At 59.4% G+C, this 26,938-nt stretch carries 25 protein-coding genes, 4 tRNA genes and 1 pseudogene; 13 read left to right on the forward strand and 17 right to left on the reverse strand.

Annotated features, from left to right (window positions below; all coding sequences use genetic code 11):
- Positions 1–73: 73 nt before the first annotated feature.
- Positions 74–1,333, reverse strand: coding sequence for an ABC transporter substrate-binding protein (locus FHT76_RS29265; RefSeq protein WP_016554386.1), 1,260 nt, complete (start codon positions 1,331–1,333; stop codon positions 74–76).
- 322 nt (positions 1,334–1,655) lie between these two features.
- Between FHT76_RS29265 and FHT76_RS29270 the strand changes: the two genes are divergently transcribed.
- Positions 1,656–2,720 (forward strand): LacI family transcriptional regulator, encoded by a 1,065-nt coding sequence (locus FHT76_RS29270; protein WP_246712627.1) that lies wholly within the window; start codon positions 1,656–1,658, stop codon positions 2,718–2,720.
- 142 nt (positions 2,721–2,862) lie between these two features.
- On the opposite strand, the gene FHT76_RS29275 is transcribed toward FHT76_RS29270, so the two are convergent.
- From FHT76_RS29275 to FHT76_RS29295, 5 genes are read right to left on the reverse strand one after another with little or no spacing between them, the layout of a single operon-like run.
- Positions 2,863–4,368 (reverse strand): aldehyde dehydrogenase family protein, encoded by a 1,506-nt coding sequence (locus tag FHT76_RS29275; protein ID WP_183862973.1) that lies wholly within the window; start codon positions 4,366–4,368, stop codon positions 2,863–2,865.
- On the reverse strand, positions 4,368–5,147 hold the full coding sequence (locus FHT76_RS29280; RefSeq protein WP_183862975.1) for an enoyl-CoA hydratase/isomerase family protein: 780 nt from the start codon (positions 5,145–5,147) through the stop codon (positions 4,368–4,370). The genes FHT76_RS29275 and FHT76_RS29280 overlap by 1 nt, the downstream gene beginning before the upstream one ends.
- Positions 5,140–6,753, reverse strand: a complete 1,614-nt coding sequence (locus FHT76_RS29285; RefSeq protein ID WP_259127931.1) for an acyl CoA:acetate/3-ketoacid CoA transferase — start codon at positions 6,751–6,753, stop codon at positions 5,140–5,142. Before FHT76_RS29285 ends, FHT76_RS29280 begins: the two co-directional genes overlap by 8 nt.
- 9 nt (positions 6,754–6,762) lie before the next feature.
- Complete coding sequence (locus FHT76_RS29290; RefSeq protein ID WP_183862979.1) at positions 6,763–7,767, reverse strand: Gfo/Idh/MocA family protein; 1,005 nt, start codon at positions 7,765–7,767, stop codon at positions 6,763–6,765.
- The gene (locus FHT76_RS29295) at positions 7,764–8,810 is read right to left on the reverse strand and encodes a LacI family DNA-binding transcriptional regulator (RefSeq protein WP_183862981.1); all 1,047 of its coding nucleotides are present in this window, start codon (positions 8,808–8,810) and stop codon (positions 7,764–7,766) included. Before FHT76_RS29295 ends, FHT76_RS29290 begins: the two co-directional genes overlap by 4 nt.
- A 256-nt stretch (positions 8,811–9,066) precedes the next feature.
- Between FHT76_RS29295 and FHT76_RS29300 the strand changes: the two genes are divergently transcribed.
- Entirely contained in the window at positions 9,067–10,233 is a 1,167-nt protein-coding gene (locus tag FHT76_RS29300) for a dihydrodipicolinate synthase family protein (RefSeq protein ID WP_259127928.1), read from the forward strand.
- 537 nt (positions 10,234–10,770) lie between these two features.
- Here FHT76_RS29300 and FHT76_RS29305 read toward each other — a convergent pair.
- Together FHT76_RS29305 and FHT76_RS29310 are read right to left on the reverse strand one after the other, a co-directional pair.
- Positions 10,771–10,847 (reverse strand) — tRNA-Arg (locus FHT76_RS29305).
- A 49-nt stretch (positions 10,848–10,896) separates the two neighbouring features.
- Positions 10,897–11,202 (reverse strand): ETC complex I subunit, encoded by a 306-nt coding sequence (locus FHT76_RS29310; protein ID WP_016554394.1) that lies wholly within the window; start codon positions 11,200–11,202, stop codon positions 10,897–10,899.
- 323 nt (positions 11,203–11,525) lie between these two features.
- Here FHT76_RS29310 and FHT76_RS29315 point away from each other — a divergent pair.
- Positions 11,526–11,602: transfer RNA gene (locus tag FHT76_RS29315), tRNA-Pro, on the forward strand.
- A gap of 146 nt (positions 11,603–11,748) precedes the next feature.
- Here FHT76_RS29315 and FHT76_RS29320 read toward each other — a convergent pair.
- Together FHT76_RS29320 and FHT76_RS29325 are read right to left on the reverse strand one after the other, a co-directional pair.
- On the reverse strand, positions 11,749–12,231 hold the full coding sequence (locus FHT76_RS29320) for a DUF192 domain-containing protein (protein WP_259127813.1): 483 nt from the start codon (positions 12,229–12,231) through the stop codon (positions 11,749–11,751).
- Positions 12,231–12,809: a cold-shock protein gene (locus FHT76_RS29325; RefSeq protein ID WP_183756217.1), complete on the reverse strand. Its 579-nt coding sequence runs from the start codon at positions 12,807–12,809 to the stop codon at positions 12,231–12,233. The genes FHT76_RS29320 and FHT76_RS29325 overlap by 1 nt, the downstream gene beginning before the upstream one ends.
- 195 nt (positions 12,810–13,004) lie before the next feature.
- Between FHT76_RS29325 and gloA the strand changes: the two genes are divergently transcribed.
- The 6 genes from gloA to FHT76_RS29355 all read left to right on the forward strand — a co-directional run bounded on the left by gloA (position 13,005) and on the right by FHT76_RS29355 (position 16,364).
- A complete protein-coding gene (gene gloA / locus FHT76_RS29330; protein WP_183862987.1) occupies positions 13,005–13,445 on the forward strand; it encodes a lactoylglutathione lyase in 441 nt (146 codons plus the stop codon).
- Between the two features lie 155 nt (positions 13,446–13,600).
- A complete protein-coding gene (locus tag FHT76_RS29335; RefSeq protein WP_183862989.1) occupies positions 13,601–14,650 on the forward strand; it encodes a D-Ala-D-Ala carboxypeptidase family metallohydrolase in 1,050 nt (349 codons plus the stop codon).
- A gap of 197 nt (positions 14,651–14,847) precedes the next feature.
- Positions 14,848–14,922: transfer RNA gene (locus FHT76_RS29340), tRNA-Glu, on the forward strand.
- Between the two features lie 116 nt (positions 14,923–15,038).
- Positions 15,039–15,587 carry an alpha/beta fold hydrolase gene (locus FHT76_RS29345; RefSeq protein ID WP_183862991.1) on the forward strand — a complete coding sequence of 183 codons (549 nt, stop codon included), beginning with the start codon at positions 15,039–15,041 and terminating at the stop codon, positions 15,585–15,587.
- Between the two features lie 100 nt (positions 15,588–15,687).
- Positions 15,688–15,762 (forward strand) — tRNA-Glu (locus tag FHT76_RS29350).
- A 149-nt stretch (positions 15,763–15,911) separates the two neighbouring features.
- Positions 15,912–16,364 carry a GlsB/YeaQ/YmgE family stress response membrane protein gene (locus FHT76_RS29355; protein WP_259132087.1) on the forward strand — a complete coding sequence of 151 codons (453 nt, stop codon included), beginning with the start codon at positions 15,912–15,914 and terminating at the stop codon, positions 16,362–16,364.
- Between the two features lie 145 nt (positions 16,365–16,509).
- On the opposite strand, the gene FHT76_RS29360 is transcribed toward FHT76_RS29355, so the two are convergent.
- The 3 genes from FHT76_RS29360 to FHT76_RS29370 form a co-directional block, all read right to left on the reverse strand.
- Positions 16,510–17,841, reverse strand: coding sequence for an FAD-binding oxidoreductase (locus tag FHT76_RS29360; RefSeq protein WP_183862993.1), 1,332 nt, complete (start codon positions 17,839–17,841; stop codon positions 16,510–16,512).
- Between the two features lie 103 nt (positions 17,842–17,944).
- Positions 17,945–19,171, reverse strand: a complete 1,227-nt coding sequence (locus FHT76_RS29365) for an adenylate/guanylate cyclase domain-containing protein (protein ID WP_183862995.1) — start codon at positions 19,169–19,171, stop codon at positions 17,945–17,947.
- Between the two features lie 126 nt (positions 19,172–19,297).
- Positions 19,298–20,062, reverse strand: coding sequence for a TIM barrel protein (locus FHT76_RS29370; protein WP_183862997.1), 765 nt, complete (start codon positions 20,060–20,062; stop codon positions 19,298–19,300).
- Between the two features lie 216 nt (positions 20,063–20,278).
- Between FHT76_RS29370 and FHT76_RS29375 the strand changes: the two genes are divergently transcribed.
- Positions 20,279–21,220, forward strand: a complete 942-nt coding sequence (locus FHT76_RS29375) for a lytic transglycosylase domain-containing protein (RefSeq protein ID WP_183862999.1) — start codon at positions 20,279–20,281, stop codon at positions 21,218–21,220.
- 309 nt (positions 21,221–21,529) lie between these two features.
- Here the strand turns inward: FHT76_RS29375 and FHT76_RS29380 are convergent, their stop codons facing one another.
- From FHT76_RS29380 to FHT76_RS29395, 4 genes are all read right to left on the reverse strand, one after another.
- Complete coding sequence (locus FHT76_RS29380; RefSeq protein ID WP_259132088.1) at positions 21,530–21,778, reverse strand: hypothetical protein; 249 nt, start codon at positions 21,776–21,778, stop codon at positions 21,530–21,532.
- Positions 21,779–21,873: 95 nt separating this feature from the next.
- A complete protein-coding gene (locus tag FHT76_RS29385; protein ID WP_259132090.1) occupies positions 21,874–22,395 on the reverse strand; it encodes a DUF992 domain-containing protein in 522 nt (173 codons plus the stop codon).
- Positions 22,396–22,606: 211 nt separating this feature from the next.
- A complete protein-coding gene (locus FHT76_RS29390) occupies positions 22,607–23,536 on the reverse strand; it encodes a sugar ABC transporter substrate-binding protein (protein WP_183863003.1) in 930 nt (309 codons plus the stop codon).
- 178 nt (positions 23,537–23,714) lie between these two features.
- Positions 23,715–24,749, reverse strand: coding sequence for a sterol desaturase family protein (locus FHT76_RS29395; protein ID WP_259132093.1), 1,035 nt, complete (start codon positions 24,747–24,749; stop codon positions 23,715–23,717).
- Positions 24,750–24,890: 141 nt separating this feature from the next.
- On the opposite strand from FHT76_RS29395, the gene FHT76_RS29400 reads away from it, so the two are divergent.
- From FHT76_RS29400 to FHT76_RS29410, 3 genes and pseudogenes are all read left to right on the forward strand, one after another.
- Entirely contained in the window at positions 24,891–25,898 is a 1,008-nt protein-coding gene (locus FHT76_RS29400) for a LacI family DNA-binding transcriptional regulator (RefSeq protein WP_259132095.1), read from the forward strand.
- A 94-nt stretch (positions 25,899–25,992) separates the two neighbouring features.
- Positions 25,993–26,823 (forward strand): sugar phosphate isomerase/epimerase, encoded by an 831-nt coding sequence (locus FHT76_RS29405; RefSeq protein ID WP_259132097.1) that lies wholly within the window; start codon positions 25,993–25,995, stop codon positions 26,821–26,823.
- A 34-nt stretch (positions 26,824–26,857) separates the two neighbouring features.
- Positions 26,858–26,938, forward strand: a pseudogene (locus FHT76_RS29410) (GNAT family N-acetyltransferase); the annotation flags it as partial.

A 26,938-nucleotide genomic window follows, 5' to 3' on the forward strand; every position in this document is an offset into this window, starting at 1 on the left:
TCTCCTCCGACGATGTCGTCCGTTGCGGAATCTTCCCCGCCACGAAGGCGGGGAAGACCGCGGGAGGCCTTAGTTACTTGGCGTCTTCAATTGCCTTGACGAGTTCTTCGACCGCCTGATCGGAGGTCTTGATCTGGCCATGCACGAACTTGGAGACGACGTCCTTATAGGCGTTGGCAACTGCCGGAGGAGCGCCGTAGCCCTGTGCCAGCGAGCCGAACAGCGTGCCGCCTTCGTTGGCAGCCTTCAGGTCGGCGATACCCTTCTTGCCGCAAGCGTCAAAGTCGGTATCAGGAACGTCTGTACGGGCCGGAACCGAGCCCTTGACGACGTTGAATGCAGACTGGAAGCTCTTGGAGAGCGTCGCCGTTGCAAGCGCAACCTGAGCCGCCTTGCGATCATCCGGCACGTTGAACATGCCGAACATGTCGGAGTTGTAGATCACGCTGCCGTCAGTGCCCGGGAAGCGGTAGCAGAGGAAGTCCGTGTTCGGGGTCTTCTTGGCTGCTACGAATTCGCCCTTTGCCCAGTCGCCCATGACCTGAACGAGTGCATCGCCCTTGATGACCATGGCGGTTGCGAGGTTCCAGTCACGTCCGGAGAAGTTCGGGTCGACGTACTGGACGATCTTCTGCAGATTGTCGAACGACTTCTTCATCGTGTCCGACTTCAGCGACTCCTCGTCGAGGTCGTTCATAGCCTTCTTGTAAAACTCGGGGCCGCCAGTCGACAGCACAATCGAGTCGAACATTGTGGCTTCCTGCCAGTTCTGCCCACCCAGCGCCAGCGGAGTGACACCAGCTGCCTTGGCCTTGTCGAGCAAAGCGATCAGGTCGTCGAAGGTCTTCGGCTCGGTGCCGCCGATCTTTTCCATGACGGCCTTGTTGATCCACAGCCAATTGACCGAGTGAACGTTAACAGGGGCAGCAACCCACTTGCCGTCGTAGACGGAGAACTTCTGCAGCGCTGCCGGAACGGACTTGTCCCAGCCTTCCTTCTTTGCCGTCTCCGTTAGGTCGCCCATGACGCCAGCCTGCGCATAGTCGAGAACGGTGTAGCCGAGCATCTGCGAAGCCGTCGGATAGGTGCCCGCAGCAACCATGGCCTTGAGCGCGGTCATTGCCGCATCACCACCACCGCCGGCGACCGGCACGTCTTTCCAGGCAAATCCTTCCTTGGACAGATCTTCCTTGAGGACGTTGAGGGCCGCAGCTTCGCCGCCCGACGTCCACCAATGCAGCATCTGTACTTCCTTCACGTCAGCAGCCTTGGCAGCACCAAGGCCGGCAACGGTCATCGTCACCAATGCAGTCGTCATCAAAAACTTGCGCATCGTTTTCCTCCCGGATTGCAAGTTTACAAAAGCGGAATATCCGCGTTCAAAAGCCCGCGCACACTCCCCGCACGAAGGCTTTGGTTACCACGGCGCGAACGCCGCGTAAGTTATTTAAAACGTTATAAACTTGACCAAGTCAAGTCACCCGCGTTACCTTTCCACGTCAGCACAACGGCACGTTAACACCTGTTTTTACTTCATTTTTAGAAGTAGCTAGAAGACGAACCGAATAGACGCCGAAATTTAAAACGTTTCCAGTCCAGCATTGCATCGGCTTCGCCGTCGCGTTAGTGTCCCGCCATTCGAGCCCTTTGGAGGAATGCCGAGCGTGCCTCGCGTCGCAATGCCGCCCACGACCACATCGACCCGCAGGAGCGGCAAGCCGACGCTGCGCACCATCGCCGATATGGCTGGCCTTGCCGTAACCACGGTATCGCGGGCGTTGTCCGACGACCCGGTGATCAATCACGAAACCCGCAAGCGCGTCCGCGAGATCGCGATTGAGGTCGGGTACTCCCCTGATCGCGCCGCCCAGCGCCTGAAGACCGGCCGGACGAATGTCATCGCCATCCTGCTGGAACCGCACGAGGAAATCCTCGGCTACGGCACTTCCATCATGTCCGGCATCGCCAATGCCCTGCAAGGAACCGCCTATCACCTGATCGTCATGCCGAACCTGCCGCACACCACCAACATCGATGCGGTCAACTACATCATGCGCAACCACATGGCCGATGGCCTGGTGCTGTCGCGCACCGAGCCTTTCGACCCGCGCGTGCGATTGCTGATGGAGCACGATTTTCCGTTCGTCACCCATGGCCGCACGGAACTGTCGACCCCGCACGCCTACGTCGACTATGACAACTTCACCTTCTCCTACGAGGCAACCAAACGCCTGATCGCCAAGGGGCGCCGCAAACCGGCGCTGATCAGCGGACCGATGCAATTCAGCTTCGGCAGTCACATCCTGCACGGCTTCATGACGGCGGTGCGTGAAGCCGGCTGCGCCTATGAGGTCATCTCCGATATAGACCTCGACCATCCGGCTGGCGCGATTCGCGATCGCATCGCGCGACGTCATCGCGAACCCGATCCGCCCGACGCCTTCACCTGCGGTGGCGAAGTGTGCGCACTTGCCACCATCACCGGCATGAGCGACTGCGGACGCACCCTTGGCGTCGAATACGACATTGTCGCCAAGCAGACCTCGCAGCTCCTTTCCGCCATCCAACCGAAGGTCGAGACCATCTATGAGGACCTGACGGCCACCGGCGAGCAGATCGGCCGCATCCTCAAGGAACGGATCGGCGGCGAGACGGACATGGATCAGTTGCAGGTCCTGCTGACGCCGCAGCCGCCGCTCTCTGGAAACGGCGGACCGTAATCGTCCGCACGATCGACCAGCAGGTGCGGGCATGAGGAAGCAAGAGGCATGCGAGTGCCAAAGCGCGAACGTCGTGCGATCTACGAATGTCGATCCAGCCATATTGCCCTCCTTTCTCTCGGTTGCGTTTCGCTCTGTAACCTTAGCGCGGCATCCACCAGCCGGTGCGTCCGCCGATATGCATGTTGAGCGTCTTGGTCTCGGTATAATCCTCCACTGCGTGACGACCGAGTTCACGCCCGAGGCCGGATTGTTTGTAACCACCGAACGGCAACTCGGACGCCCCGTCCATGAAGGTATTCATCCAGATTGTCCCCGCTCTCACCTTGCGCCCGACGGTCAGGCAGGTATCGAAATCGCGGCTCCAGACGCCGGCCGAAAGCCCGTAGTCGATCGCGTTTGCGATCTCGATCGCCTCCGCTCTGGTTTCGAACGTGAGCACGGAGAGCACAGGGCCGAAGACCTCTTCACGCGCAACCGCCATATCAGGCGTCACAGCTTCGAGGATGGTCGGCGCCATGTATTGCCCCATGCCCAGGTCGAGCTTTTCGCCGCCATGTGCAACTTGCGCGCCGCCGCTGGTCGCACCGGCAACGTAGCCTGCGATCTTCTCCAGATGCTGCGGCGTGATGATAGCACCAACTTGCGTGGTTGGATCGAGCGGATCGCCGACCTTGACGTCCTTAGAGAGCTCCGCGACACGCTTGACCACGTCGGAAGCGATACTCTTGTGCAGGATCAGGCGGGACCCTGCATTGCAGCATTCGCCGGCATTGAAGTAGGCACCGAAGACTGCGGCGTCGATAAATGCGTCGAGGTCCGCATCGGGAAACACGATCTGCGGGTTTTTGCCGCCGAGTTCCAGCGAGACCTTCTTCAGCGTTTGCGCCGCGTTCGTCATCGTCAGCTTGCCGACACCGGTGGAGCCCGTAAACGACACCATGTCGACCTCTGGATGGGAGGTCAGGACGGCCCCGACCTCCGGTCCCGTACCGGTGACAATGTTCACGGCACCGTCCGGAACGCCCGCTTCCTGCAAGATTTCGCCAAGGACGAGGGTCGATCCCGAAGTGAGCTCCGACGGCTTTACGACCGTGGTGCATCCAGCGGCAAGGGCAAAGGGCAGCTTCTGGCCGACGATCAGGAACGGGAAATTCCAGGGCGTAATAATCGACACCACGCCGATCGCCTCGCGCAGGACGACCCCCAGCGTACCGTCTCCAAGCGTGTTGTAGCTTTCACCGTGCAGATCGCGGGCAAGGGCCGCTGCATATCGCCAGATATCGACGGAGCCGGCTATTTCGCCACGCACTTGCGAAATCGGCTTGCCTGCCTCGATCGCGTCCAGGAAAGCCAGTTCTTCCGCACGAGCCGCGATCAGGTCAGCGGCCTTGAGCAAAATCGCCGACCGTTCGGATGCGGTCATCCGCGGCCACGGACCGTGATCAAAGGCTTTACGGGCAGCAAGGATCGCACGTTCGGCATCTGCCTTGCTGCCGGTCGGAAAGCGGCTCACAACGACGCCATGGCTCGGAGCAACGCGCTCGATCGGTTGGGCGGATCCGGCCTCCCACTTGCCGTCGACCAGCATCCTGAAGTCGCGGGTCTTGTGGTCGCTAAGCGCTCTTGGATTAACCAGAACCGTCATTACCATTCTCCCTTGAATTTAGCCGGGCGTTTCTCGCTGAAAGATGCGACGCCCTCTCTGAGATCAGCAGTTTTAGCGACGAGGATCGACCCGAGCGCTTCGACGGCGGTGCCGTTGTCCTCGCCATTGGCCGATGCGATCATCAGCTTCACGATCTCCAGCGCCGCCGGGCCTCTCGACGCGATCCGTTGCGCATATTCCTTCGCGGCCTCCACCGCGTTTCCACTCGACGTGACGGCATCGACGATGCCGAGCACCCGAGCCTCGTCGGCGGTGAAGATCTCGCCACCCAGTGCCATGCGCCGCACCACCTGCGCACCAAAACGCTTCACAAGACGCTGCGTGCCGGACCAACCTGGCACCATGCCCAGACCGGTCTCCGGTAGTCCGATCTTGATGTGCTCTTCGGCGATGCGAATGTCCGCCACACCGGCAAGCTCCAGCCCGCCACCGAGAGCGTGGCCGTTCAGGGCGGCAATCAGCGGCACCCTCAGTGTTGCAAGCCTTTCGAAAACGCGATGGCCATGGCGGACCCAGGCATGGCCGAACTCCTCCGGCCGCATTCCACCCCACGCCTTGATATCACCGCCAGCCGAGAAGCCCTTGCCCTCACCCGTCAGGATCGCAGCGCGCACGTCGGCGTTTGCCTCGACTTCATCGGCCGCATCCGCCAACGCCTTCAGCATGTCCAGATCAAGCGCGTTCAGCTTCTCCGGCCGCGATACCGTCATGATCGCGATGTGATCCTCGACCTGAACTCTGACCGTGCCGCTAGCCATGGAAGACACCCTCGAGCACGCGGGCGCCCTTCTCCGGCAGAGACAGACCGATGTTCGCTTCGGCGAAGAGCTTCGCATCCATGACCTTGAGGTCCTTTGCCACGATGAGCGGGAACTCGGACTGATCGAGGATGTGGGTCTGCAGGTCGACGCCAGGTGCGATTTCCGTCAGGACAACACCTTCCGGAGTCAGCTTCATCACGCACCGCTCGGTGACATAAGTGATGTCCTGCCCCTGCTCGATCGCCCGCTTGCCGGAGAAGGTGACATGCTCGACCTCGTTGACGAGCTTCTTCAGCTTGCCTTCCTTCTCGATGACCAGCTTGCCGTCAGCGATCGCAAGCTTCGCACCCGCGTTGAACATGCCGGAGAACACGATCTTCTTCGCCCGCGCCGTGATATCGACGAAGCCGCCTGCCCCGGCCGTGACGTGCGGTCGGAACGAAAGTTTCGAAACGTTGACAGAGCCGTCCCTGCCGATTTCGAGGAAAGACAGGAGCGAAGCATCGAAGCCGGCACCCTGGAAGTAGGTGAATTGGTATGGCGACGGCATATAGGCATCAGCGTTGGAGGCGCAGCCGAACGCAAAATCCAACAACGGAACACCACCGACGGCGCCCTGTTCGATCACCCAGGTGACCGAGCCGTGCAGCCCTTCCTCAAGCAGGATGCGCGGCACGTTGGCGGAAATACCGAATCCGAGGTTGACGCAGCTACCGGCCTCAAGCTCCTGAGCCACGCGGCGGGCAATGACCTTCTGGATATTGAATTCCGGAACGCGGAAGGTATCGAGCGGCCGGAAAATTTCGCCTGAAATGGCCGGATCGTAAAGCGTCTGCGTGGTTTGCTTCTGGTCCGGATCGACGATGACATAATCAACCAACATGCCAGGCACACGCACGTCATGCGGCTTCAGCGAACCTTCCTTGGTGATGCGCTTGACCTGGGCGATCACGATGCCGCCATTGTTGCGGGCAGCAAGCGCCTGATCCAGGCCGCCGAGATAGGCACCCTCGTGCTCATAGGTAAGATTGCCACGCTCGTCGGCCGTCGTTGCACGAATGATAGCGATCTGCGGCACGATCGACGGGAAGAACAGCCAATCCTCTCCTTCGAACACGACGCGCTTGACCACCGGCTCCTCCGCAGCCAGGTCGTTCATCGCGCAGCCCTGTCTTCTCGGATCGACGAAGGTGTCGATACCGACCTTCGTCAGGACCCCAGGGCGCTTGGCAGCGGCTTCTCGATGAATATCGAACATGATGCCCGACGGGATGTTGTAGGCCGGAATCTCGTTGTTGGTGATCATCTGCCAGATCAGCGGCGGCTCCGCGCTGGATGGGCCCGATGGATAGGAACCACCGAGGATCTTTTTCAGCAGTCCCTTCTTGGCGATATAGTCGACACCCTTGATGCCGCTCATGTCACCTGCTGCGATCGGGTGTAGCGTCGTGAGATCGCGGGGGTGGCCGGTGCTGTCGAAACGCTCGCCAATCGCCTTCAGCATCAGGTCGGGGCAACCGAGGCCGCTCGATGACGACACGGATACGACGGCTCCGTCGGGGATCAGTGCGGCAGCTTCGGCCGGCGTGATGTGCTTGCTCATCGGGATTACTCAAAGTCCTGTTTTGATTTTTACGACGGCGCCGCTTCTCGCAGCCTCGACAACCGCGAGGCCCGTTGCGAGCGACCAGATTCCATCCTCCACTGTCGCCGAAGGACGGCCCTTGCCGGCTACCGCGGCATGGAAGGCCTTGAGCGCAGTTTCGTAGAGACTGATCGCATTGGTCGGCAGCTGCTGCTCGCCATCGGCGTTTTTCAACGTCACCGTTCCAACCGGCCGCTGGGTCATGACATTGCGGCCGATCAGCGAGCCTTCGGTACCATGCACCTCAAAGCCGGTTTCGGCATATTTGGTGGTGAAGGCATCATGAAACTGCGCGAGGATACCGTCCTCGAAACGCATCACGCCCATGACGCCATCTTCGACGCCAGGCTTACCCATCCCCGCCGCCTGCGAGAATGCAACGACCTCCACCGGATCACGCCCGAGAACGAACCGCAGCGTGTCGGTGTCGTGAACAGTGATGTCAAGAATGACGCCGGCACCAGCCTCCGGCTTGTCCAGTCGCCAGCCTTGCAGGTGAGCTGGCAGATACACGGCATGAAAGACGCGCGCGGCAAGCGGCTTGCCGATTTTGCCGGCCGCAATCGCGTCGCGCATGGCGATGTGAGTGGAGGCGTTGCGGAGATGATGGTTGGTGGCAAGCACGACGCCAGCGTCATTCGCCGCCTTTGCCATCGCATGCGCATCTCGCAGCGACATCGCCAACGGCTTTTCGCAAAGGACATGCTTGCCGGCGCGTGCCGCCGCGATCGCCTGGTCGCAATGAAGCTCATTCGTCGTGGAGATATAGACGGCATCGACCGCGGGATCGTTGACCAAGGCCGCGACGTCGGAAACATGCTTCGGGATGCCGTTCTCCTTCGCATAGGACTGACCGCGCTCAGCATTCGAACTCATGACGGAAGCGATATCGCCACCCGTCGCGCGGATCGCACCAATCACCCACTCGCGTGCAATGGTGCTCGCGCCAATCAGGCCCCAGCGAATCGTCATGCCGTCTTCCTCCCTGCTTTTTTCTGGGCGGCGCCGCAGCTTTCGCGAACGACGAGCCGGACGGCGGTCGTCACACTTTCGGGTTCCGCCTTGCCTGCGTTGATCTGCTTGAGCAGAAGCTGTGCCGTACGCCGGCCCATGCCTTGCGGATCGACGGAAACTGTCGTCAAAGCAGGAACGGCCGTCTGCGCCTCGATGACGTCGTCGAAGCCGACGACAGCGAAGTCTCGACCGGGCTCCATGCGCCGCGCGCGCAGACCGTCACACACACCGAACGCAACGGCGTCATTGAAACAGACCGCTGCCGTCGGCCGATCGCTCATCGTCATCGCGCGCCCGATTGCATCGACACCGCCCGCCCTCGAGGGCGCTGACGACACAACCAGCTCTTCATGAAAGCCGAGCCCCGCCGCTTTCAGACCGTCGACATAGCCTTCCAGACGCTCCTCGAAGACCGCCGTATCCGGAAAACCGCCGAGAAACGCAATTCGAGTATGCCCCAAGGACGCCAGATGCTCGACGGCCGCTGACGTTCCTCCCTGATTATCGGACACGACCGACGAGACCTTCGCGCCCGGCAGGTTGCGAACCACGACAACCACCGGAATGCCGGCGGCGACAAGCGGCTTGAAATCGACGGATTCGGTGGCGCGCGCCGGAGAGACGATGAGCCCGGAGATTCCGTGCTCTCGCATCGAGGCAATGACTTCCCGCTGACGATCTATGCTCTCGCTTGTATTGGAAAGGAATTGCACAAAGCCGGCGGACTGCACGACCATGTCGACACCGACGGCGAGCTCGGCAAAGAAGCCGTTGGTCAGGTCGTTGACGACGACCCCAATGATCTTCGATTTCGCGCCGGCCTGACGAAGGTTCGCCGCCCCACGATTATAGACATAACCCAGCTCGCGCATGGCCGCATTCACCTTGGAACGCGTCCCTTCATTCACGAGCGGAGATCCCTGCAAGACCAGGGAAACCGTCGACTTCGAAACGCCGGCGGCCTTCGCAATGTCAATGACGGTGACCCGCCCCTTCGCCATGAATTCCTCCTCGGCTTTCGCCAGCTTGGGGCTTAAATAATTGGAACGTTCCAAATTTGTCAAGTCTGCTTTCCAAGAAAATGCATCGTCAGGAATTAGGTTATGTCGACATAAATAGTATTACTTTGCAGATGATTAGTGCCTCTGAAACGGGAAAACCAGGCGCGCCGCCCCATAAGAAATGTTGATTCAAAAAAGCTGTTGCAATTTGGAACGATCCAAATTATTGCCTCAGTCACCATTGAGGAGGATCGCAATGAGCTTGTGTTTGAATCTGCCGAACCCCGACGGTTCCACGGAAGAGTACCGCCTTGCCGGGACGCCGATCGGGCGCCCTTCCACGCCACCCCAATTCAACCGGATCGCTTATGCCGCCGCCCACGTCGTGTCGGACCCGAAAAACGACATGGATCCTTGGGGCCTCCCGGCGATCGATTGGGACGCAACCATCGCTTTCCGTCGGCATCTGTGGAGCCTTGGCTTCAAGATCGCCGAAGCGATGGATACCTCCCAGCGTGGCATGGGCCTCAATTGGGCTGGCGCACAGGAACTGATCCGGCGATCACTGGACGAATCTCGCAATATTGCAGGCGCGGATCTCGCCTGCGGCGCTGGCACCGATCATCTCGCAGCATCCGACGCAAGATCGATTGACGACGTCATCCGGGCGTATGAGACCCAGATAGAATTCGTCGAAAAGAACGGCGGCCGCGCCATCATGATGGCAAGCCGCGCCCTCGCCCGGGTCGCGTCCTCTGCCGACGACTACGCCAAGGTTTACGGCCGGATTCTCTCCCAGGCCAAGGACAAGGTCGTCCTCCATTGGTTGGGCGAGATGTTCGATCCGAACTTAGCCGGCTACTGGGGGAGCTCCAAATTTGAGCCGGCCCTGGCCTCTGTTCTCAGGATCATCAACGAGAACAAGGACAAGGTCGAGGGAATCAAGATCTCGCTGCTCGACAACGCCAAAGAGGTACAGCTCCGCAATCAGCTTCCTGAAGGCGTACTCTGCTTTACTGGCGATGACTTCAACTATGCCGAACTGATTGAAGGAGATGGCGAGCGTTACAGCCATGCGCTCCTTGGCATCTTCGATGCCGTTGCACCGTCGGCATCAAAGGCATTGGCATCGCTCGCAGCCGGCGATGCCGCTACGTTCCGCTCTGTTATCGAACCGACCGTCCCTCTCTCGCGCAAGATCTTTGAAGCGCCGACGCAATACTATAAGGCTGGCGTCGTCTTTCTGGCTTGGCTGAATGGCCACCAAAGCCATTTCAGCCTGCCGGCGGGGTTGCAGTCGGCGCGCGGCGTCAATCATTATGCCGAGATCTTCCGCCTCGCAGACAAGGCGAACGTCCTGGACAAGCCGGAGCTTGCCACCGCCCGCATGAAGCATTTCATGGGCGTGTTCGGCATTGGGTGAGCCATCGCGAGAACCACGCCAGGGCGCGCTCTAGCGCTCAACATACGGGTCGCGTCGGGATTGCCTGCGCGACCTGTCGAAGTCTCTTGTCCTAGTTCCCGCCACACGGCGGGTTCCGTTCGACCGCTCTATCTAGTAGCTACAAGGTCGGTCGTTATCGAATCCAAGTGCACAAGCCGAGTTCAGCGGAAGATTTCGATTCTGTTGATTGGACGTCGAAGTACAGGCCGACGTGATTATCGCAAGGCTGATCAGCGCTCCGATCACTACAAAAACGCGAAATCGGTACATCTACTCCTCCTCGCAGCAACACACGACGACCGTCGGCCAATAGGTTCGAAGTAACCTCGCATTGCGCGGGAGTTCCAGGCACGCTCGTTCAGATCGAACCAGCACTCGTCTCCGTCACCAGGTTGCGGCAAGACGAGGCTCGTCAGTCTCGAATATAGACGACCGAAGTCGATTGCACATTGGACCTTGGTCTCGCGATCGTTGTGGCGCTAGATGCGCTTCATGCGATGTCGAAACACACAAGAGTGGCGACCCCTGCAGGAATCGAACCTGCGACAACCTGCTTAGAAGGCAGGTGCTCTATCCAGCTGAGCTAAGGGGCCACGCGACCGGGCACTCGGTCCGGTCATATCTGTTATCGCTGGACGCGGATCAATGCGTCCAGGGTTGCGTCCGCGTATAGCGGAAATTGTCGGGATAGGCCACGATCTGACGCTGCGGATCCTTTGGCGCAATCACCCGGTACTCGATACCGTTACGCTTGGCATAAGCCTCGGCGAGTTCCTGCGTTTCGAAGGTCAGCTTCAACTGCTGGCGCATATCCGAGGAGGACGTATAGCCCATGATCGGATCGATGGTGCGCGGCGTCTCCTGATCGAACTCAAGAACCCAAATATGTGTCTTTGCCTTGCCGGACTGCATCGCTGTCTTGGCGGGACGGTAGATCTTGGCAGACATTGCTGCAGCGCCTCCGGTTAACGGGCTTTCGCACTCAAAACTTCGTCTTCCCCATGTCCGGGGCCTCTCTTCATTCAAACATCGCACGAAGAGATGAATTTTGCTTAGCGGCGAATCCCTTTCTTTTCAAGAGAAAAGCCGTGGCGCCGGAAGCTGCATTCATGAGCCGTTTCCGACGCCCATCCACTACCCTTCCCTAATTCGCACTGACGTCAACAGACGCACACCGCGTTGAACGAAAGAGCGCTCACCAAGCGGGGGATTAGGTGATTTTAGATATTGCGGGCTCGAGGCGAACCGTGTATTGCCCTCCCTCGTCGGCACGGAGTGTAGCGCAGTCTGGTAGCGCATCTGGTTTGGGACCAGAGGGTCGGGAGTTCGAATCTCTCCACTCCGACCACTTTTCTCGACAATTCATGATACGACTGGCTGCCTTAACCGGCATTGCCAACCCATTCACATTGCCCCCCGCCAATCGGCGCGGCTGCGCAACGCCCCCGAATCGATTGCGTATAGGTCGATCTCGCGGTGCTTTGGAGTGGCGCGCTATTTCTTCTTGGTGGTCGTCGCGCTCATCACTTTGTCACCCGGCTTGATGCCGAGCTTTGCCGTCACGCCGGCATTAAGCTCGATCACGTACTTCACCTCCGTCATCGAATCGATGATCTCCTGCGAGTACGGCACGGCGTTCTGCTTGATGTTGCGAATCGTACCCGTCGAATCAACGAACAGCATATCGAGGGGCAGGATGGTGTTTTCCATCCACATCTGGACCCGTCGAGACACACCGAAATCGAAAATCATTCCAGCGTCTTCGGCCATTTCCTTGCGATACATGAGCCCGCGCTGGCGCTCTTCGTTCGTGTCGGCGATTTCGACGATGAAATTCAGCCGCTTGCCAGATGCCGTGTGGATGATGAGCGGCTCCTTGTCGAACGTCATCGGCTGTTGCGAAAGGGCCGGCAGGGCGACGATGAAAAAAAGCGCCGCAAGGGCGCTTCTTATCCAGTGCGAGCGGGACACAGGCATCAGTGTGCGCGGCTCACCGGGCTTGGCACATCCGGATGAATCTCGGCAGCCATCAGCCCCTTGTCGCCGTCGCCGTAACGCACGAGTACGACCTGACCCGGACGCAACTCGGTGAGACCGAACCGGCGCAATGTTTCCATGTGCACGAAAATATCCTCGGTCCCCTCGCCCCGCGTCAGAAAACCGAAACCCTTGGTGCGGTTGAACCACTTTACCAGCGCGCGCTCCAGCCCGCTCGTCGGTGTCACCTGCACATGCGTGCGAACCGGCGGCAGCATCGAGGGATGGACGGCCGTCGACTGGTCCATGGAAAGGATCTTGAATGCCTGGTAGCCGCGTTCGCGGCGCTGAATCAGCGCAACGATCCGCGTGCCTTCGAGAATTGTCTGGAAGCCGTCGCGACGCAGGCAGGTCACATGAAGGAGGACATCCTGCATGCCATTGTCGGGGACAATAAAACCGAAGCCCTTGGCTACGTCGAACCACTTGACGACGCCGGTGATTTCAATGAGGTCGACCGCTTCCCCCGCGAGTTGTTCGAGGTCGGTGAATTCCTTTGATGAAATCCTGTCAGCCATGTCGCCAGCCCCTCAATACGCGTCACACTGTTACGGTTAACTGATTCTTGAGATCAAGATTAACATGTTGGTAACGGATTAGCGCAAGTCCTACTTTTCGATTATTCCCAGTTGCCAATCATACCCCGCTGTCTTGCCCGAAACTGGTGTTCCGCCACATAAGATTCCGTCACCCCGCAATAGAGAGGAAATAGAATGCGTTATCTCCACACCATGGTCCGCGTGAAAGATCTGGATGCCTCCCTGCATTTTTACACGACCCTCTTCGGCCTCGAGGAACTCCGACGCACGGAGAACGAGAAAGGCCGTTTCACGCTCGTTTTCCTTGCGGCCCCCGGCGACAAAAGCGACGCCAGCGCCAAGGGCGCGCCATGCCTGGAATTGACCTACAACTGGGACACCGAAGACTATACCGGCGGGCGCAACTTCGGCCATCTCGCCTATGAGGTCGACGATATCTATGCCGTCTGCCAGAAGCTTATGGACAACGGTATCACCATCAATCGTCCGCCGCGTGACGGCCACATGGCTTTCGTGCGTTCGCCCGACGGAATCTCGATCGAGATTCTGCAGAAGGGCGGCAGCCTTCCATCCGCCGAACCCTGGGCTTCGATGGGCAATACCGGCGCCTGGTAGCCGAGGCTTTTGCGAGGCTTGCGGCTTTTGCGATTTCGGACCGACGTGTCCGCGCCGCGCTTGCCGCAGCCTGGTGGCGCAGGCACTCTCCAGCCGACTCGAGGCGAAACGACGCGACTTTTGCGCAGCTTCGCCATCTCCTGGAGACTGCTCGCGTGCTCGCTATTGAAAAGCGGATCCCTTTTGGACCTGCCCTTCTGATCGCCACATCGGCACTGATGCTGACCGGCTGCATGTCGGACAAGAAGGGTACCGATGCCGCAGCGGTGGTCGCCCCCGTCGAGCCGGCTGATGTAGCGCAGCAGGCGGCGGCGCCTGCCAAGCCCGGCTACCGCGACCCCATGGTGGCCGGCATGTCGGGCCCCCAGCCGGCTCAAGCCGCGAATGCGCAGCCGGTGGCGGTCGGATCGACCGCTTCGGCGCCTGCCAATATTGGCGGCCTGGCAATGCAGTCGACTGGCATTAATGCACAGGCGATGAGCATTTTCTCGGTACACCCGGCACCACAAAACAATCCGACCTCGACGCAGTTGCAGCCGGCCGCCGGCAATGCCTATGCACCCGGCGGCGTCAGCCCGACCCGCTCCAGCGTCTACAGCAGCCAGCTCCCACCCGATCAATCCCCGCAATCCCAGCAGGGTCAGCCGCCCTTGCCGCCACAGCAATCCTCACAGAATACAAGCACGCAGATCACGCCGGTCCAGACTGCCTCATTGGCAACGGGCCAGACGATGAATGCGCTTTACAGCGCACCGCGGCAAAACCTGCTCGGCAGTCTTTCCGGGTTGCTGCAAAAGGCCTCGCTACCCGGCATGACACGGATTGCGCCCAACGGTCTGCATCTTCAAAACGACAAGGTTGACGTCGGCTGCTTCAAGCCGAACCTGTTGAATGTCATCAAGGCTGTCGAAACGCATTTCGGCAGGCCGGTGGTCGTCACGTCAGGGTATCGCGACCCGGACCATAACCGCATGGTCGGCGGCGCCGAGGAATCCATGCACAAGACCTGTGACGCCGCCGACATCCAGATGGACGGAGTGTCGAAATGGGACATCGCGAGCTATATTCGCTCGCTGCCTGATCGCGGCGGCGTTGGCACCTATTGCCACACCGATTCCATCCATCTTGACACCGGAAAGAGCCGTGACTGGAACTGGGGTTGTGGCGGCAGAACGGCGCCGGCGGCGATCGCGCGCGCCCTTTAGCGCTTGCCCTGCATCGTTCATAACGCAGCGTGAGCATGCCCGATGGGTTGCGAACATCGACCGATAGCGTTTTGATTCGGTTGCAATAAACGCGAGTTCGCTGCCGCAAAAAAATCCTGTCATTATTTTGCAAAAAATCGAAATTGCCGCTTGCGGGATTCAAAGTGCCTGACTATAAGGGCGCCACCACGAAGGAAGCGCCCTTCGTCTATCGGTTAGGACACCAGATTTTCATTCTGGGAAGAGGGGTTCGACTCCCCTAGGGCGTGCCATTCGTGTTGATTTCATTACATTTTTTAGTTTTCTTCGGCATGATTGCCGCGCATTCGCAACGTTCTGCGGAAAGCGGCGGTCTTGCGCTATGCCCCTCGTCCAATAAAAATGGGCGATGGCCAAACAAGTCCTTTTCATTCAGGGTGCGGGCGAAGGTGTCCACGACCACTGGGATAACCAGCTCGTGGCGAGCCTTGAGCGCGAACTTGGCGAAAACTATGCTGTCCGCTACCCAAGGATGCCCGGCGAAGACGATCCCAGTTACACAGTCTGGAAGGCCGCACTGGCGAGCGAACTCGACTTGCTGGAGGATCGGGCAGTTCTCGTGGGTCACTCGTTCGGCGGCACTGTTTTAATCCATGCGTTTGCCGAACAACACAAGCCAAGGTTTGGCGGCTTGTTTGTCCTCGCGGCGCCCTTCTTCGGAGAAGGCGGATGGTCAAGCAGTGGCATGGCCGACTGCCGCGAGGTCCCAGGGCGCATTTCGGCCGGCACTCCCCTCTATCTTTATCATAGCGCTGAGGACGCGGAGGTGCCTGCTGCCCATGTTCATCTCTATGCGAAAGCGTTTCCAAGTGCTGTGGTTCGGATGCTCGAACACGGGGATCACCAGTTCAACAATGATTTGAGCGACGTCGCGGCAGACATTCGTTTGCTCTCCTAAGCTTAGGCATCGCTCTCGCCGCTTCCGAGTGGCCGCGGTATTTTCGCTCAGTTCGCGCGTCTTGTCGAAACGCGCTTCCGTTCCTATTTCTTTTGCTGATGCGCCCTTCGTCTATCGGTTAGGACAACAGATTCTCATTCTGTAAAGAGGGGTTCGATTCCCCTAGGGCGTACCACTCCCATTGATATCATTTGGTTTTTGGGTTGCGCGACAAAATGCGCCTGAACCGACCTACGCCCTGCCCTTGCGGCCGAAAACGCTAATGGGCGCAAATGGATACGGCTGCGAAATCAATCGAAACCAAGCCCCAAAATAGCGAGCTTGGTGGATCAGTCCCTTTGCTCGCTCAACGAACATTTGGTTCGCAAATTTACCGTTGCGTACTTCTGGCCCGAGTACACGGTGCTATTGTCGCACAGTCGGAATTTGAGCGTAGGTGCCGCCATGGACGAAGGACAAGTTGAATGGTTATCAACCGTCGTAAGTGCTTCCATGACCGAAGGGCGGGTTGACTGGCTGACGGCTGTCATCGTCGGAGGCGTAGCCGGTTGGATGGCCAACAAATTCATGCACGCCCATGCCCATCTAGCGACCGATATCGTCGCGGGGGTCGTTGGGGCCGTTATCCTCAATGCAATCGCGGAGCGACTGGGTTTTCACTACGGCGGATGGGTCGCTTTTTTCGGGCTCGGCTTTTTCGGCGCGTGTCTGCTGTTGCTGCCCATACGGTTGGTCCGAGTTCGCATGCGACCACCGCGGGCTCCCGACGACTGGTGAGCGACGGTGGTCAAAAAACGCGAGCGTCAGTCCAGCGCTGATATGACGCTTTTCCTCTTAGATCCAGTTCATGCGGGATGGCGCGAACCAGAGCGCACGGTGACCTTCTGCCAAGCGGTTGGCATTGGAAGTCGGCTCGGCGTGGTCAGAAGCCGCTGATCAGCTCCACCTTCGAGCCGTCGCTGAAGCGTGAAATCCGAAATGCCTTCGGGTCGACGACGGGTGGCCGGCCGGTAACGATATCCGCCATCAAGCGCCCTGCCGCCGGCCCGATGCCGAAGCCATGCCCAGAAAATCCGGTCGCGACATGAAAGCCGGGAATGGCGTCAAGGGCCGAGATGACGGGCACGGCATCTGGCGTAACATCGATATAGCCACCCCAGCCCTGCGCGATTTCCACCTTCTCGAACACCGGAAGCGCCCTTTTCAGGCCGCCTAGCGCATCCAGCGTCAATTTCTTCGAGGGCAACGGATCGAGAACCCGGTGAGGCTCAAACGGGCTTGCCTCATCCATCGACCAATGCCGCGGAATGCGCAACTCGTCGAAAAAACGACCGGCCAAGCGAAAGGAGAGCGATTTCCACTCGGCCCGCAACGCCGGCAGGAAGTCTGCGGCATAACGGAACGAATCCGGCACGATGTCGACGATGTTGTCGTGTCCGCAAGCTACGGTATAGCCGCCGTCTTGCCGCTTGCGGATCGCGAAATCCTTCGCCCAGATCGCTTGCTCCGGCCCGCCTTCCAACCGTCTGGTGCGCATCACGCTGTTCAATACCTTGAGCTGCGGCAGGTCGATGCCGAAGCGCCCGGCAAACAGGCTGGACCAGGCTCCGCCAGCCAGAACGACGGCCGTGCAGGCGATCGCACCACGTTCGGTCACCACGCCGCTGACGGCTCCCGCTGAAGTCTCTATGCCGCGCACTGCGCATTCCGTCAGGATCGTCGCCCCCTTGTCACGCGCGGCTTCAGCGATCGCCGGTGCCGCTTTCTGCGGCTCCGCTCGTCCGTCGGCCGGCGTATAGAGCGCTCCTGCCATGTCGAGCCTCGACCCGGGAACCGTTTCGCCGAATTCGCGTGCGGTCAACATGCGGGATTCGATCTGGTAGCCGTCCAGATTTGTACGCCAGCGCTCGTGGTCGGCCAGTTCCTTTTCGGTGGCGCAGGTGAAGATGATGCCGGCTCGCTTGAAGCCGGTGTCGCGACCGGTGCGCTTGTCGAGGCCATCCCATATTCTCAGCGCCTCGGCCATCAACGGCACTTCGCGCGGATCGCGCATCGAGATGCGCACCCAACCCCAGTTGCGGCTCGACTGTTCCTTGCCGATACCGCCCTTCTCGCAGAGCGTGACGCGCAAGCCACGTTCGGCAAGCTCCAGCGCGGTGGAGCAACCGATGATACCGCCGCCGATGACGACAACGTCGCATTCTTTCGGAAGCTCCTCGTCACCGTGGACGGGAACGACATACGGACCGGGCATGAGGGGATCGTCTCCTGGCAGGACTCAAGATCGTTAGGCTAAGGTAGCCCTACAACCCCATCCCTCATTTCGGAACCCTGCCCGTGCCTTGTCCTGCATTCTTTCAGGATTGCTTGAAGGCAAACACGTCGACCGGTTCGCCCAATCCCCGAAGCGGGAACGAACCGAGGCTTTCCATGCCTTCCTTGCACGCGGCCATTTCGACGAAAGCCCGGGAGAAAAGCACCGGACGCTTGATTTCCTTCGTCAGGCTTTCCAGGCGCGAGGCTACGTTCACGGCCGGTCCGATCACTGTGAAGTCGAGCCGCCGACGCGAGCCGATATTCCCGTACATGACGTCGCCGACGTGGACGCCGACGCCGTAGCGCAGCACTTCGCGCCCGTTGCGCGCATTGCGCTCGTTGAGATCGGCGACAGCACGCTCCGCCTCCTTGATCGCCATCAGAAGGTTCTGGCAGGCCGCGGCGTCGCGCAGCGGAAAGATCGCCAGCATACCGTCACCCATGAACTTGAGGATTTCGCCACCGTGCTTTTCGATCGGTTCCGACATTGCGTCGAAATAGCCGTTCAGTAGCTCGATGACGTCATCGCGCGGCCATTGATCCGAAATGGTCGTAAAGTCGCGCAGGTCGCAGATCATGATCGCAGCACCGACCGTCGCACCGCTGCCGCGGGTCGTGGCGCCGGCTAGAATTTCGGCGCTGGCGTGTGGCCCGACGTAGGTTTCAAGCAAAGTGCGCGCAAGAATGTTCTTGGTGCGAATTTCGCTCACAAGCGTCAATGCCGGAAGAACGTCTTTTAGGAAGGCGATATGCTCTTCTGTAAAGCCACCGGGACGGTCACTGGAAAAGGTCGCGATGTGGCGTTTGCCGAGCGTGTGTTCCATTGGCCAGGCGACGTACTCGGTTAGCCCTTCACGTATCATTTCGTCATAGAATTGGTGGTGGCCGTCGCCATCGCGCATTATCTCGAGGTTTCTGCGTACTTCGACTGCGCCGCTGAAGATCTCGTTCACCGGGCTGTTTTGAAACTGCGGTGTTTTCTCGACCCCATAGGCGAACGTATCGATCTTGGCTTCGGCCAGGCCGGTGCGCCAGAGGATGCGCGCACCCAGCCATTGCGGATGAAGCGTTCGGAAATGCAACGATGCGCGTGCGACAGGCACGCCCTCGTCGCGCAGCCGCTGGCACATCTGCACAAATATGTTGTCGATGAACCTCTCGCCGCGCGTCTCGTTGACCAGCCAATCGATAATCTTGCGTCGACGCGCGGGCCACACGCCCTCGCTGTGCTCCATGAGGTCCACAGGTACGTCCGAAAGGGATTGCATAACTACGCTCCACAAAACACGGTCGTCTCCCGATTGCGGAAGACCCTATCCATCCACCAGCTAGATGGTACACGGCGCGTCGAATTGAAATAGCCGGGACCGACCAAGGATGAGTTACGCTGTTTCTTAGCCGAGCAAACGCCGTGTCTCTGCGATGGTCGTGGCGCTCGACGCCAAAGGCCTGTATTCGAGTCCAATCGCGCCGCCGTAACCATGTTGGACGAGCCAATCGACGCGGTGCTTGAGGTCGATGTTCCCGCTACCCGGCTCGTTCCTTCCCGGATGATCGGCGATATGGACGTGGAAAACCCGGTCGATGTTGTCCGCTATGACCTCTGCCGTATTCTCCCCCATCACTGCGGAATGATAGACATCGTAGACGATGCCGATCTCTGGCCGCCCTGTCGCCCTCACGATCTCGATGCCTTCGATCGTTGAGTGCAGGAAATAGCCAACGTGGTCGATCAACGTGTTGAGCGGCTCGAGTCCAAGGCGGACACCAGTACCCTCGAGAAACTCGCCGGCAGCGGTCAGCGTCTCGACGAGAGCCGCCTTCTGCTCTTCACGGGACTTGCCAGGGAGATCATTACCTGCCTGGGCAATCAACGTATGCGCACCGAGGCGTCGGGCAGTCTCAACAGAACTTTTCAGCCCCTTCAGGAAGTTTTCTTTGTTGTTTCTGTCAGTTAAGGCGATCATCGGTTCGGCCACGAAGCTGGTAAGTTGGACGCACGTTTCGGTCAGCGCCCATTCGATGCTGCCGATATCCTTGTCCGTCCATCTCCAGAATTCGACGGCCTCGACACCATGACTGTGCGCAAACCGGATCCTGTCCGCGAAGGTCTCGGCCTCGGCTGCGAACAGCCATTCGATGCAAGCAGAAAGTCTCATGGCGGCCTCACTGAATCGGGAACTGGTCGACCATAGTCGAGCGGAGGCAACAGGCATATGGCAAAAACCTCCCGCGCGTTGTTTCCGTCTTGACGTCATATTCAGCATTGCTAACGTGTGAAGGCGTATTAATCTCCCAACTCCGCCCGTCATTCGATGACGGGCGTATCTTTTTCCAGCACGATTGAGAAAGCTTGGAATGGCGACAGAGGGACGATGACTGCGGTGGGCGTATCGTTTAGCAAGGCGGGCGTCGTAACCTTGGTGGCCGGCTTTATGCTGGCGCTTCCCAAGACGGCCCTTTCCCAGCCGCCCGCGGCCACTTCACATCGCGTATGCGTTTATTCTCTCGACGTCCCGAACTCCGGTGAGCGCCTTTGCATCACCCGCGAAACATATGGCCGCGATCTCTGCGTCGCGATTGATCACTTCGCTCAGGAGAACCGTCTGCCGCCGGAGTATTTTGCTCGTCTGATCTGGCGGGAGAGCCGCTTCCAGGCGGGCGCCATCAGTCCGAAGGGCGCGCAGGGCATCGCCCAGTTCATGCCCGGAACCGCCAGATTGCGAGGATTGCGGGATAGTTTCGATGTCCTTGAATCCCTCAAGGAATCAGCACGATATCTCGACGATCTGCGAACACGCTTTGGCAATCTCGGCCTCGCTGCCGCTGCCTACAATGCCGGTGAACAAGGGCTCGCCGACTATCTCGATACCGGTCTGCTGCCCTTCGAGACACGCAGCTACGTCCTTGCCATAACGGCAAACACCGTCGAGCAGTGGAAGAACGATCCTCCAGTCGATGCCGCTCAGTTTCTGAGTCCAAGCAAACCCTTCATCGACGCCTGCATCGAGCTTGCCAGCAAGCGTCGTCTTACCGAAACCGCATCGGTTCAACAGGGCCCCTGGGCGCCTTGGGGTGCGCAAGTTGCTGCCCATAGCAACGACGCAGCGGCCCTTCGTCTGTTTTCGGCCGTAGCACGTCAGCTTCCTGCATCGCTCGCAGCCGAAGAGCCGGTCATCGTGCGTGTGCGCGACCGCAGCTTCGGCTTCAGGCCGCGCTACGCTGCTCGTATCGGCAGGCAGACCCGCGCCGAAGCTGACAAGGTCTGCGTGACAGTGCGTGCGGCCGGTGCGGCATGCACGGTTTTCAGAAACTGAGCCAGTATCTGCTTCCATGCAGGAAACCAGACGCCTTTTCTCTCGCGGCCATGAACATTAGAATGAGTTGCGCGTTTCCCTCACGGGAGGAAAGTGCTATGCACAGCACGCCAAACAGACAGATCAGAAATCCGGGGCCGCGGGGCCGAAGCGTCATCAATCGCGGACGACGAAACGACGTTGATTCCGCAGAAGAGCGCAAGCTGCACAAGCTCTTCGGACGCCATGCCCCCGAACATGAGACACAGCCAAATCCGCTCGCCAAGCCACCGAAGCTTCGATAGCGGAGGTCGAAGCGGCTGCTCTAGGTCAGTCCGTCAGGAAGTCCGGGCCGGTTTCCTGATAGGTTAGTTTGAGCGTTCCATCAGGCTGGACGACATACTTCTCGAATACGCGATAGCCCCATTTTCCAAGGAACGTGTTCTTGACCACCGTTCCCGGCGGAAAGGGCGAGTGAACCACGCGTCCATAGGTAATGCTTCCCTGAATGGGCTCAGGAGGTGGCGCACTCGTACAGCCGGCCAGCACCGCCGCAACCAGTATTGCGGAATATCTCATGCTCTCCCTCCCATATCGAGCTCCCGAAATCTGGCCGCACATAAACGCGGCCAGATCCAAACGTGATCGCCGGACGATCGCCGGCGGGTTTCGCTTTATCCCTGCGGCGTCAACGTCATCGACGTTCCTGTCGCAGCAACGTTCAGGCCGAGCTGGCCAGTCACACTCAACGTCTGCAACTGAACCGAGCCGCTGGTGCCGCCAATGAGGATGTTGGCGCCGACACCGGCGACAAGCGTCGCTTCAGCCGACGCACCCTGATAAAGGCCGCCGAGTGAACCGCGATGGTATCCGGCGGTAGGGGCAAACACCGCCCAGACGATCCGGCCACGCGTGGTAAACCCGACATCGACCCCCAATTTGCGGATCGCACCTGCGTAGCGGTCCTGCGCTTCAGCATTCGAAACCGGGCTGAAAACGCAATCGACCGTTTTCGCCGAGCCGAGGACGTAACCGACGCCGCCGCCGACATCGCAAGTCAGAATCCCGATCTTGACCCCATCGCGCAGGTCAGCTTCGGGCGCCTGGTAGGTGCTCACCAAATCAGCCGCGATGACGCTCGAGGCCAGGGCTTGCACCAGGGATGCAGCAGCAACAACGGTTGCGATCTTCTTCATCATTTTCTCCTTGTATTGGCTGAAGATAGATAGCGTATTGCCGTGGTTTACCAATACCGCTGATGCATGGCTGCCCTTCCGATCTTGCAGCCTAGACGACGCCGTATGACAAGAACGAGCCTGCTGCGAACAGACCACCGAAACGGGTCGATCACGGCGATGCAAAAAGCATGGCCGTGATCGATGGGCTCAGAGCGTGAGGCGATCCGAGCTAGTTCAGGTCTTGAAATTGAGCCATGTTCTGCTGAGTGACGAGCTGGAACGGAATCCAGACCTCACGGTCCAACTTCTCACCCCTCGCCGCCTTGAGGGCCGCATCGATCGACCCCTTGCCTTGCCCCTTCGCGTCCTGGAACACGGTAACCTTGAGGTCGCCGACCTTCATTGCCTGCAACGCTTCAGGCGTAGCGTCGATTCCGGCGACGAGGATTTTGTCTGTCGAGGCACCAGAATTCTTCAACGCTGCTATGGCACCGAGCGCCATTTCGTCGTTATTGGCGATCACGGCATCGAACTCCAGACCCGAGGTCAGCCAGTTTGACACAAGGTCGGCGCCGTTGACGCGGCTCCAGCTTCCGACCTGCTCCTGAACCACGTTCAATCCGCTGCATTCGGCTGTCTTGATGACGTCATGCACGTCCTGTGTCCGCTGCCGAGCCGCCTGGCTAGTCAGATCTCCAATCATGATAACGACATTGCCCTTGCCGCCGAGCATCCGACAGACTTCCTTCGTCTGCAACGTCCCGGATTCGACCTCGTTGGAACCCACAAACGCCTGCTGCTTGCCAAGCGTCGAAAGATCGGTCGGCTGCACGTTGACGTAGATCAGTGGAATGCCGGCCTCTTCGGCAACCTTGCTAAGCGCAGGCGTGCCGTCGGAATCGACGGGATCGACGATGATTGCCGATACACCGCTGGTCGCAAAGTTGCGGACCTGATCAAGTTGCTTGTTGACGTCGGTCGTCGCATCTTCGATCTGCAACTCGACACCGATCGATTTGGCGTAGGCGTCCATGCCGTTGACGATCAATGTCTGGAAGTTGTTCGACAGCGTTCCCATCGAAACGCCGATGCGTTCGGCGGTATGAGCTTGAGTTGCAAGCACCAGGGCGAGCGCGCTGGCGCTCAGGAATCTAAGCATGTTCTCCTCCCAGAGATGGTGCGGCACCCGATGTCCGCATCAAGACGGTAGCTGCCCCCACTCCCCTCGTCCGCGAAAATTGTGATGAAAAAACCTCAACTTGGCGACGTTTGCCAGTATCGAAGAAAACAAAAAGCCCGGCAATTAGCCGGGCTAAGCTTGGGAGGATAATGATCTTTCAACCTGCCTGCTGCTGTTGCCTCGCCTTCTTCTCCTGGCGCCGACGGGCCTGCTCCATGAACCGCTTGTCCATCCGCTCCTGCGCCTCCGCCGAGCCGTCGTGGAAGGTTCCGAACCACTGGTCGAGCGGGATCACGCCGTCAGCGTAGTTGCACTCGAAGTACTTGTGGTGGAGGTAGTGATCGTATGCATGGGTGTCGATCGCGCTGTCCTCCCCAAGGACGATCTTGTCGAAGCCGGCGTGGCCCGGGGCCGGAGCAAGCCCCGCATGTACGAGGTGAAACATTGCATGCACCGGGTTGGATGGCACGATCCAGTGGATCAACACGCCCGAGAAGTAGAGCAGATGCTCGACCGGATGCATCGCCAGACCGGACCAAGGGCCGGGGTTGACGTTGTTGTGATGCAGCTTGTGGACCGCATGGTAGAGCGGCGGCCAGTGAATCAGGCGGTGCACGAGGTAGAAATGCAGATCCCGAAATGTCGGGATGAGTAACATCACGATGCCGCAGTAGACCGGGTGTTCCGCGAACGAGACATAGGGAATGATGCCGTTCGCGAATGCCCAGAGCGTGACGGCCTCGAAGGCAGTCCAGATCGGCACGGCGCTGGCAAACGTCCAGATGACGTTGTCGATGGTCTGGTTTCCAAAGAGAAACGCGTCATTGCCGACCGACGGCCATTTGGCATTGTACTTGAAGCTCGTTCCCTGCTTGCGCTGCATATAGAGGCGCAGGTGGAACATTCCAAAGAACACGAAGACGAGCGTGGCGTTGCGCACCAGGAGATACGCGATCCAGCCGATCGAGAAGGTCTTCGTCGTTTCGAAGGATGGCGTCGCGTACAGCCAGACCAACGTCCCGATGACGGCGTAAAGAACGTTCCAGGGCATTAAATATCCCGGATAGCCGAAGACCCACTTCAGGAATCGCATCGGCTGAACCGGCCATACAAAGACCGGCGGATAGGAGAGCAGTTTGGCGGGCGCCCAATCGCCCCGTTTGTTGCGCTTTCCGTAAAGTGTATCGTCCATCGCCACTCCTCCGTATCGATTACCTGTGAAGATACCGAAGCAGTGTGCGGGAGCCCACACATTGCTTGAGGTGTTTTCCTCATTTTGCAACTGTGCTCATATGCTGCCGCTAGCCGATAGTTTCGGTGGGAGGAGCCAAACATGTCCAAAGTGACTTTGAAGGATGTCGCCCGAGAGGCGAAGCTCGGATTGGCAACCGTCGAGCGCGTCATCAATGGCCGCGGCGGTGTTACGGACAAAACCATCGAGAAGGTCATTCGCGCAGCCAAGAAGCTGGAGTACGGGACACGCCAGTCGCATTTCAATCGCGGCGCAATCCGCATAGAGGTCATTCTCGTCCGCCCGGAGACGAGCTTCTTCGCGCGACTGAATCAGGCTTTCGAGCGGATCGCCGCATCGCTGGACAAGAATGTCATTTTGCACCGGACCTTCGTCAAGGAGAGCGATCCCGTTGGTATGGCGCGCCATGTTGCCAACCCGGCTTTCCGGCGGTCCGGACTAATCATATGCGCGCCCGACGATGTGCGGGTCAGCGACAGTCTCCGAAAAGCCAGTACAGCCGGCGTGGAGGTGGTCCAGATCGTTGCCCGTTGCGATTCTGACATCCCGTTTGTCGGCATCGACGACTATGCCGCCGGCCGTTGTGCTGCCTATTACATGACCGGGATGCTGGGTGCCCGCAGCGGAAAGCTGGTCTCCCTCTGTCATAGCGGCGCCTACGCAAATCACCGCGAGCGCATCAAGGGTTTCTCCGACTACATCGCCGAGAAAGGCTCTCCTGAGCATTCCTTCTCGCTTGTCATGTTCGGCCATGATGACGACCTCCAATCGGCGGAGCTGTTAAGCGAGGCGCTTCGCCGCAACCCCGATATTATCGGCGTCTATTCGGCCGGCGGCGGCGATGAAGGCGTGGCGATCGTCCTACAGCAATGGGCGAAGCAGAAGGACGTCTATTGGGTCGGCCATGAACTGACGGATAAGAAGAAGCGGCATCTGCAGTCCGGCCTCATGGACATATGCATCGACCAGACGCCGGAGGTTCAGGCACGTCGCGCCGTCGACATGATCCTGCATAAGCTCGACATCATCAAAGCTGAGATCACCACCGATCCCGTGCGCTTCATGACCATTAACGCCCAGAACGTCTAGCTGTCGCGCATTGATCAAAACACCTCAGGGAATAGCCTCGCCAACGCCGCGATTTCGTGCTGTCTAGCCGTCAACTGAACCTGCGGAGGCGCCGATGCAATCCCTATCCGTTTTCCAGTCGCTCTGGGCAATGGAACGCCGTAGCGCCATCCAGCCGGAGCTCTCGCTTGAGGAGAGCATCGAACGGATCGCAGAGGCCGGATTCGATGGCATCAGCGCCCATTGGTACGACCGCAGCCACGTCAGGCGCCTGAACTCTCTCCTAAAGCCTCACGGGCTGAAGGCCGAGGGCCAATGCTTCCCGAAGAGCGTCGACGACCTCAAGCCCGCACTCGAGAACGCTGCCGAATACGGTGTTGCCCACCTCTGTCTCCAACCCGACGTCCGGCTCCGCCGCATCGAGGACTGTCTTTCATTGCTCGAAGGTTGGCAGCGGTTGAGCGAAGAGGCCAAGATTCCGGTCTATGTCGAGACCCATCGCGACCGGATGACCACCGACCTCTTCTTCACGCTCGATCTCCTGGACCAGCTTCCCAATCTCCGGCTGCTCGGCGACCTGTCGCACTTCCTGGTCGGGCGCGAATTCGCCTGTCCGGTGTCGGCGGAAAACCATGCCATGATCCATCGCATTCTCGACAGCTCGTGGTCCTTCCATGGGCGGGTCGCGTCGCGCGAACAGGTGCAGATCGAAATCTCCTTCCCGCACCATCAGCCATGGCTCGATCTCTTCATGGAGTGGTGGGAGTATGGTTTTCGAAGCTGGCGACGCCGGGCCGGACCAGATGATACACTCGCCTTCACCTGCGAACTCGGCCCAAAGCCTTATGCCATCACCGGCCGTGATGGCGAGGACACCACCGACCGGTGGGAGGAAGCGCTGCTGCTGAAAGACCGCGTAAAAGAACTCTGGGCGCGCACCGCCTAATCGATCGCAAGTAACAATCTAGGAGACACTCGACATGGACGTTCGCGCCGCCGTTGCCGTTGAGGCTGGCAAGCCTTTGGAAGTGATGACCGTGCAGCTGGAGGGACCGCGGGCC

The sequence above is a fragment of the Rhizobium sp. BK176 genome (assembly GCF_024808055.1).

What these genes read in the sequence shown, in the direction of transcription:
- FHT76_RS29265 (WP_016554386.1), bottom strand. Translation starts at nt 1,333, where the DNA reads ATGCGCAAGTTTTTGATGACGACTGCATTGGTGACGATGACCGTTGCC.
- FHT76_RS29270 (WP_246712627.1), top strand. Translation starts at nt 1,656, where the DNA reads ATGCCGAGCGTGCCTCGCGTCGCAATGCCGCCCACGACCACATCGACC.
- FHT76_RS29275 (WP_183862973.1), bottom strand. Translation starts at nt 4,368, where the DNA reads ATGACGGTTCTGGTTAATCCAAGAGCGCTTAGCGACCACAAGACCCGC.
- FHT76_RS29280 (WP_183862975.1), bottom strand. Translation starts at nt 5,147, where the DNA reads ATGGCTAGCGGCACGGTCAGAGTTCAGGTCGAGGATCACATCGCGATC.
- FHT76_RS29285 (WP_259127931.1), bottom strand. Translation starts at nt 6,753, where the DNA reads ATGAGCAAGCACATCACGCCGGCCGAAGCTGCCGCACTGATCCCCGAC.
- FHT76_RS29290 (WP_183862979.1), bottom strand. Translation starts at nt 7,767, where the DNA reads ATGACGATTCGCTGGGGCCTGATTGGCGCGAGCACCATTGCACGCGAG.
- FHT76_RS29295 (WP_183862981.1), bottom strand. Translation starts at nt 8,810, where the DNA reads ATGGCGAAGGGGCGGGTCACCGTCATTGACATTGCGAAGGCCGCCGGC.
- FHT76_RS29300 (WP_259127928.1), top strand. Translation starts at nt 9,067, where the DNA reads ATGAGCTTGTGTTTGAATCTGCCGAACCCCGACGGTTCCACGGAAGAG.
- FHT76_RS29310 (WP_016554394.1), bottom strand. Translation starts at nt 11,202, where the DNA reads ATGTCTGCCAAGATCTACCGTCCCGCCAAGACAGCGATGCAGTCCGGC.
- FHT76_RS29320 (WP_259127813.1), bottom strand. Translation starts at nt 12,231, where the DNA reads ATGCCTGTGTCCCGCTCGCACTGGATAAGAAGCGCCCTTGCGGCGCTT.
- FHT76_RS29325 (WP_183756217.1), bottom strand. Translation starts at nt 12,809, where the DNA reads ATGGCTGACAGGATTTCATCAAAGGAATTCACCGACCTCGAACAACTC.
- gloA (WP_183862987.1), top strand. Translation starts at nt 13,005, where the DNA reads ATGCGTTATCTCCACACCATGGTCCGCGTGAAAGATCTGGATGCCTCC.
- FHT76_RS29345 (WP_183862991.1), top strand. Translation starts at nt 15,039, where the DNA reads ATGGCCAAACAAGTCCTTTTCATTCAGGGTGCGGGCGAAGGTGTCCAC.
- FHT76_RS29360 (WP_183862993.1), bottom strand. Translation starts at nt 17,841, where the DNA reads ATGCCCGGTCCGTATGTCGTTCCCGTCCACGGTGACGAGGAGCTTCCG.
- FHT76_RS29365 (WP_183862995.1), bottom strand. Translation starts at nt 19,171, where the DNA reads ATGCAATCCCTTTCGGACGTACCTGTGGACCTCATGGAGCACAGCGAG.
- FHT76_RS29370 (WP_183862997.1), bottom strand. Translation starts at nt 20,062, where the DNA reads ATGAGACTTTCTGCTTGCATCGAATGGCTGTTCGCAGCCGAGGCCGAG.
- FHT76_RS29375 (WP_183862999.1), top strand. Translation starts at nt 20,279, where the DNA reads ATGACTGCGGTGGGCGTATCGTTTAGCAAGGCGGGCGTCGTAACCTTG.
- FHT76_RS29380 (WP_259132088.1), bottom strand. Translation starts at nt 21,778, where the DNA reads ATGAGATATTCCGCAATACTGGTTGCGGCGGTGCTGGCCGGCTGTACG.
- FHT76_RS29385 (WP_259132090.1), bottom strand. Translation starts at nt 22,395, where the DNA reads ATGAAGAAGATCGCAACCGTTGTTGCTGCTGCATCCCTGGTGCAAGCC.
- FHT76_RS29390 (WP_183863003.1), bottom strand. Translation starts at nt 23,536, where the DNA reads ATGCTTAGATTCCTGAGCGCCAGCGCGCTCGCCCTGGTGCTTGCAACT.
- FHT76_RS29395 (WP_259132093.1), bottom strand. Translation starts at nt 24,749, where the DNA reads ATGGACGATACACTTTACGGAAAGCGCAACAAACGGGGCGATTGGGCG.
- FHT76_RS29400 (WP_259132095.1), top strand. Translation starts at nt 24,891, where the DNA reads ATGTCCAAAGTGACTTTGAAGGATGTCGCCCGAGAGGCGAAGCTCGGA.
- FHT76_RS29405 (WP_259132097.1), top strand. Translation starts at nt 25,993, where the DNA reads ATGCAATCCCTATCCGTTTTCCAGTCGCTCTGGGCAATGGAACGCCGT.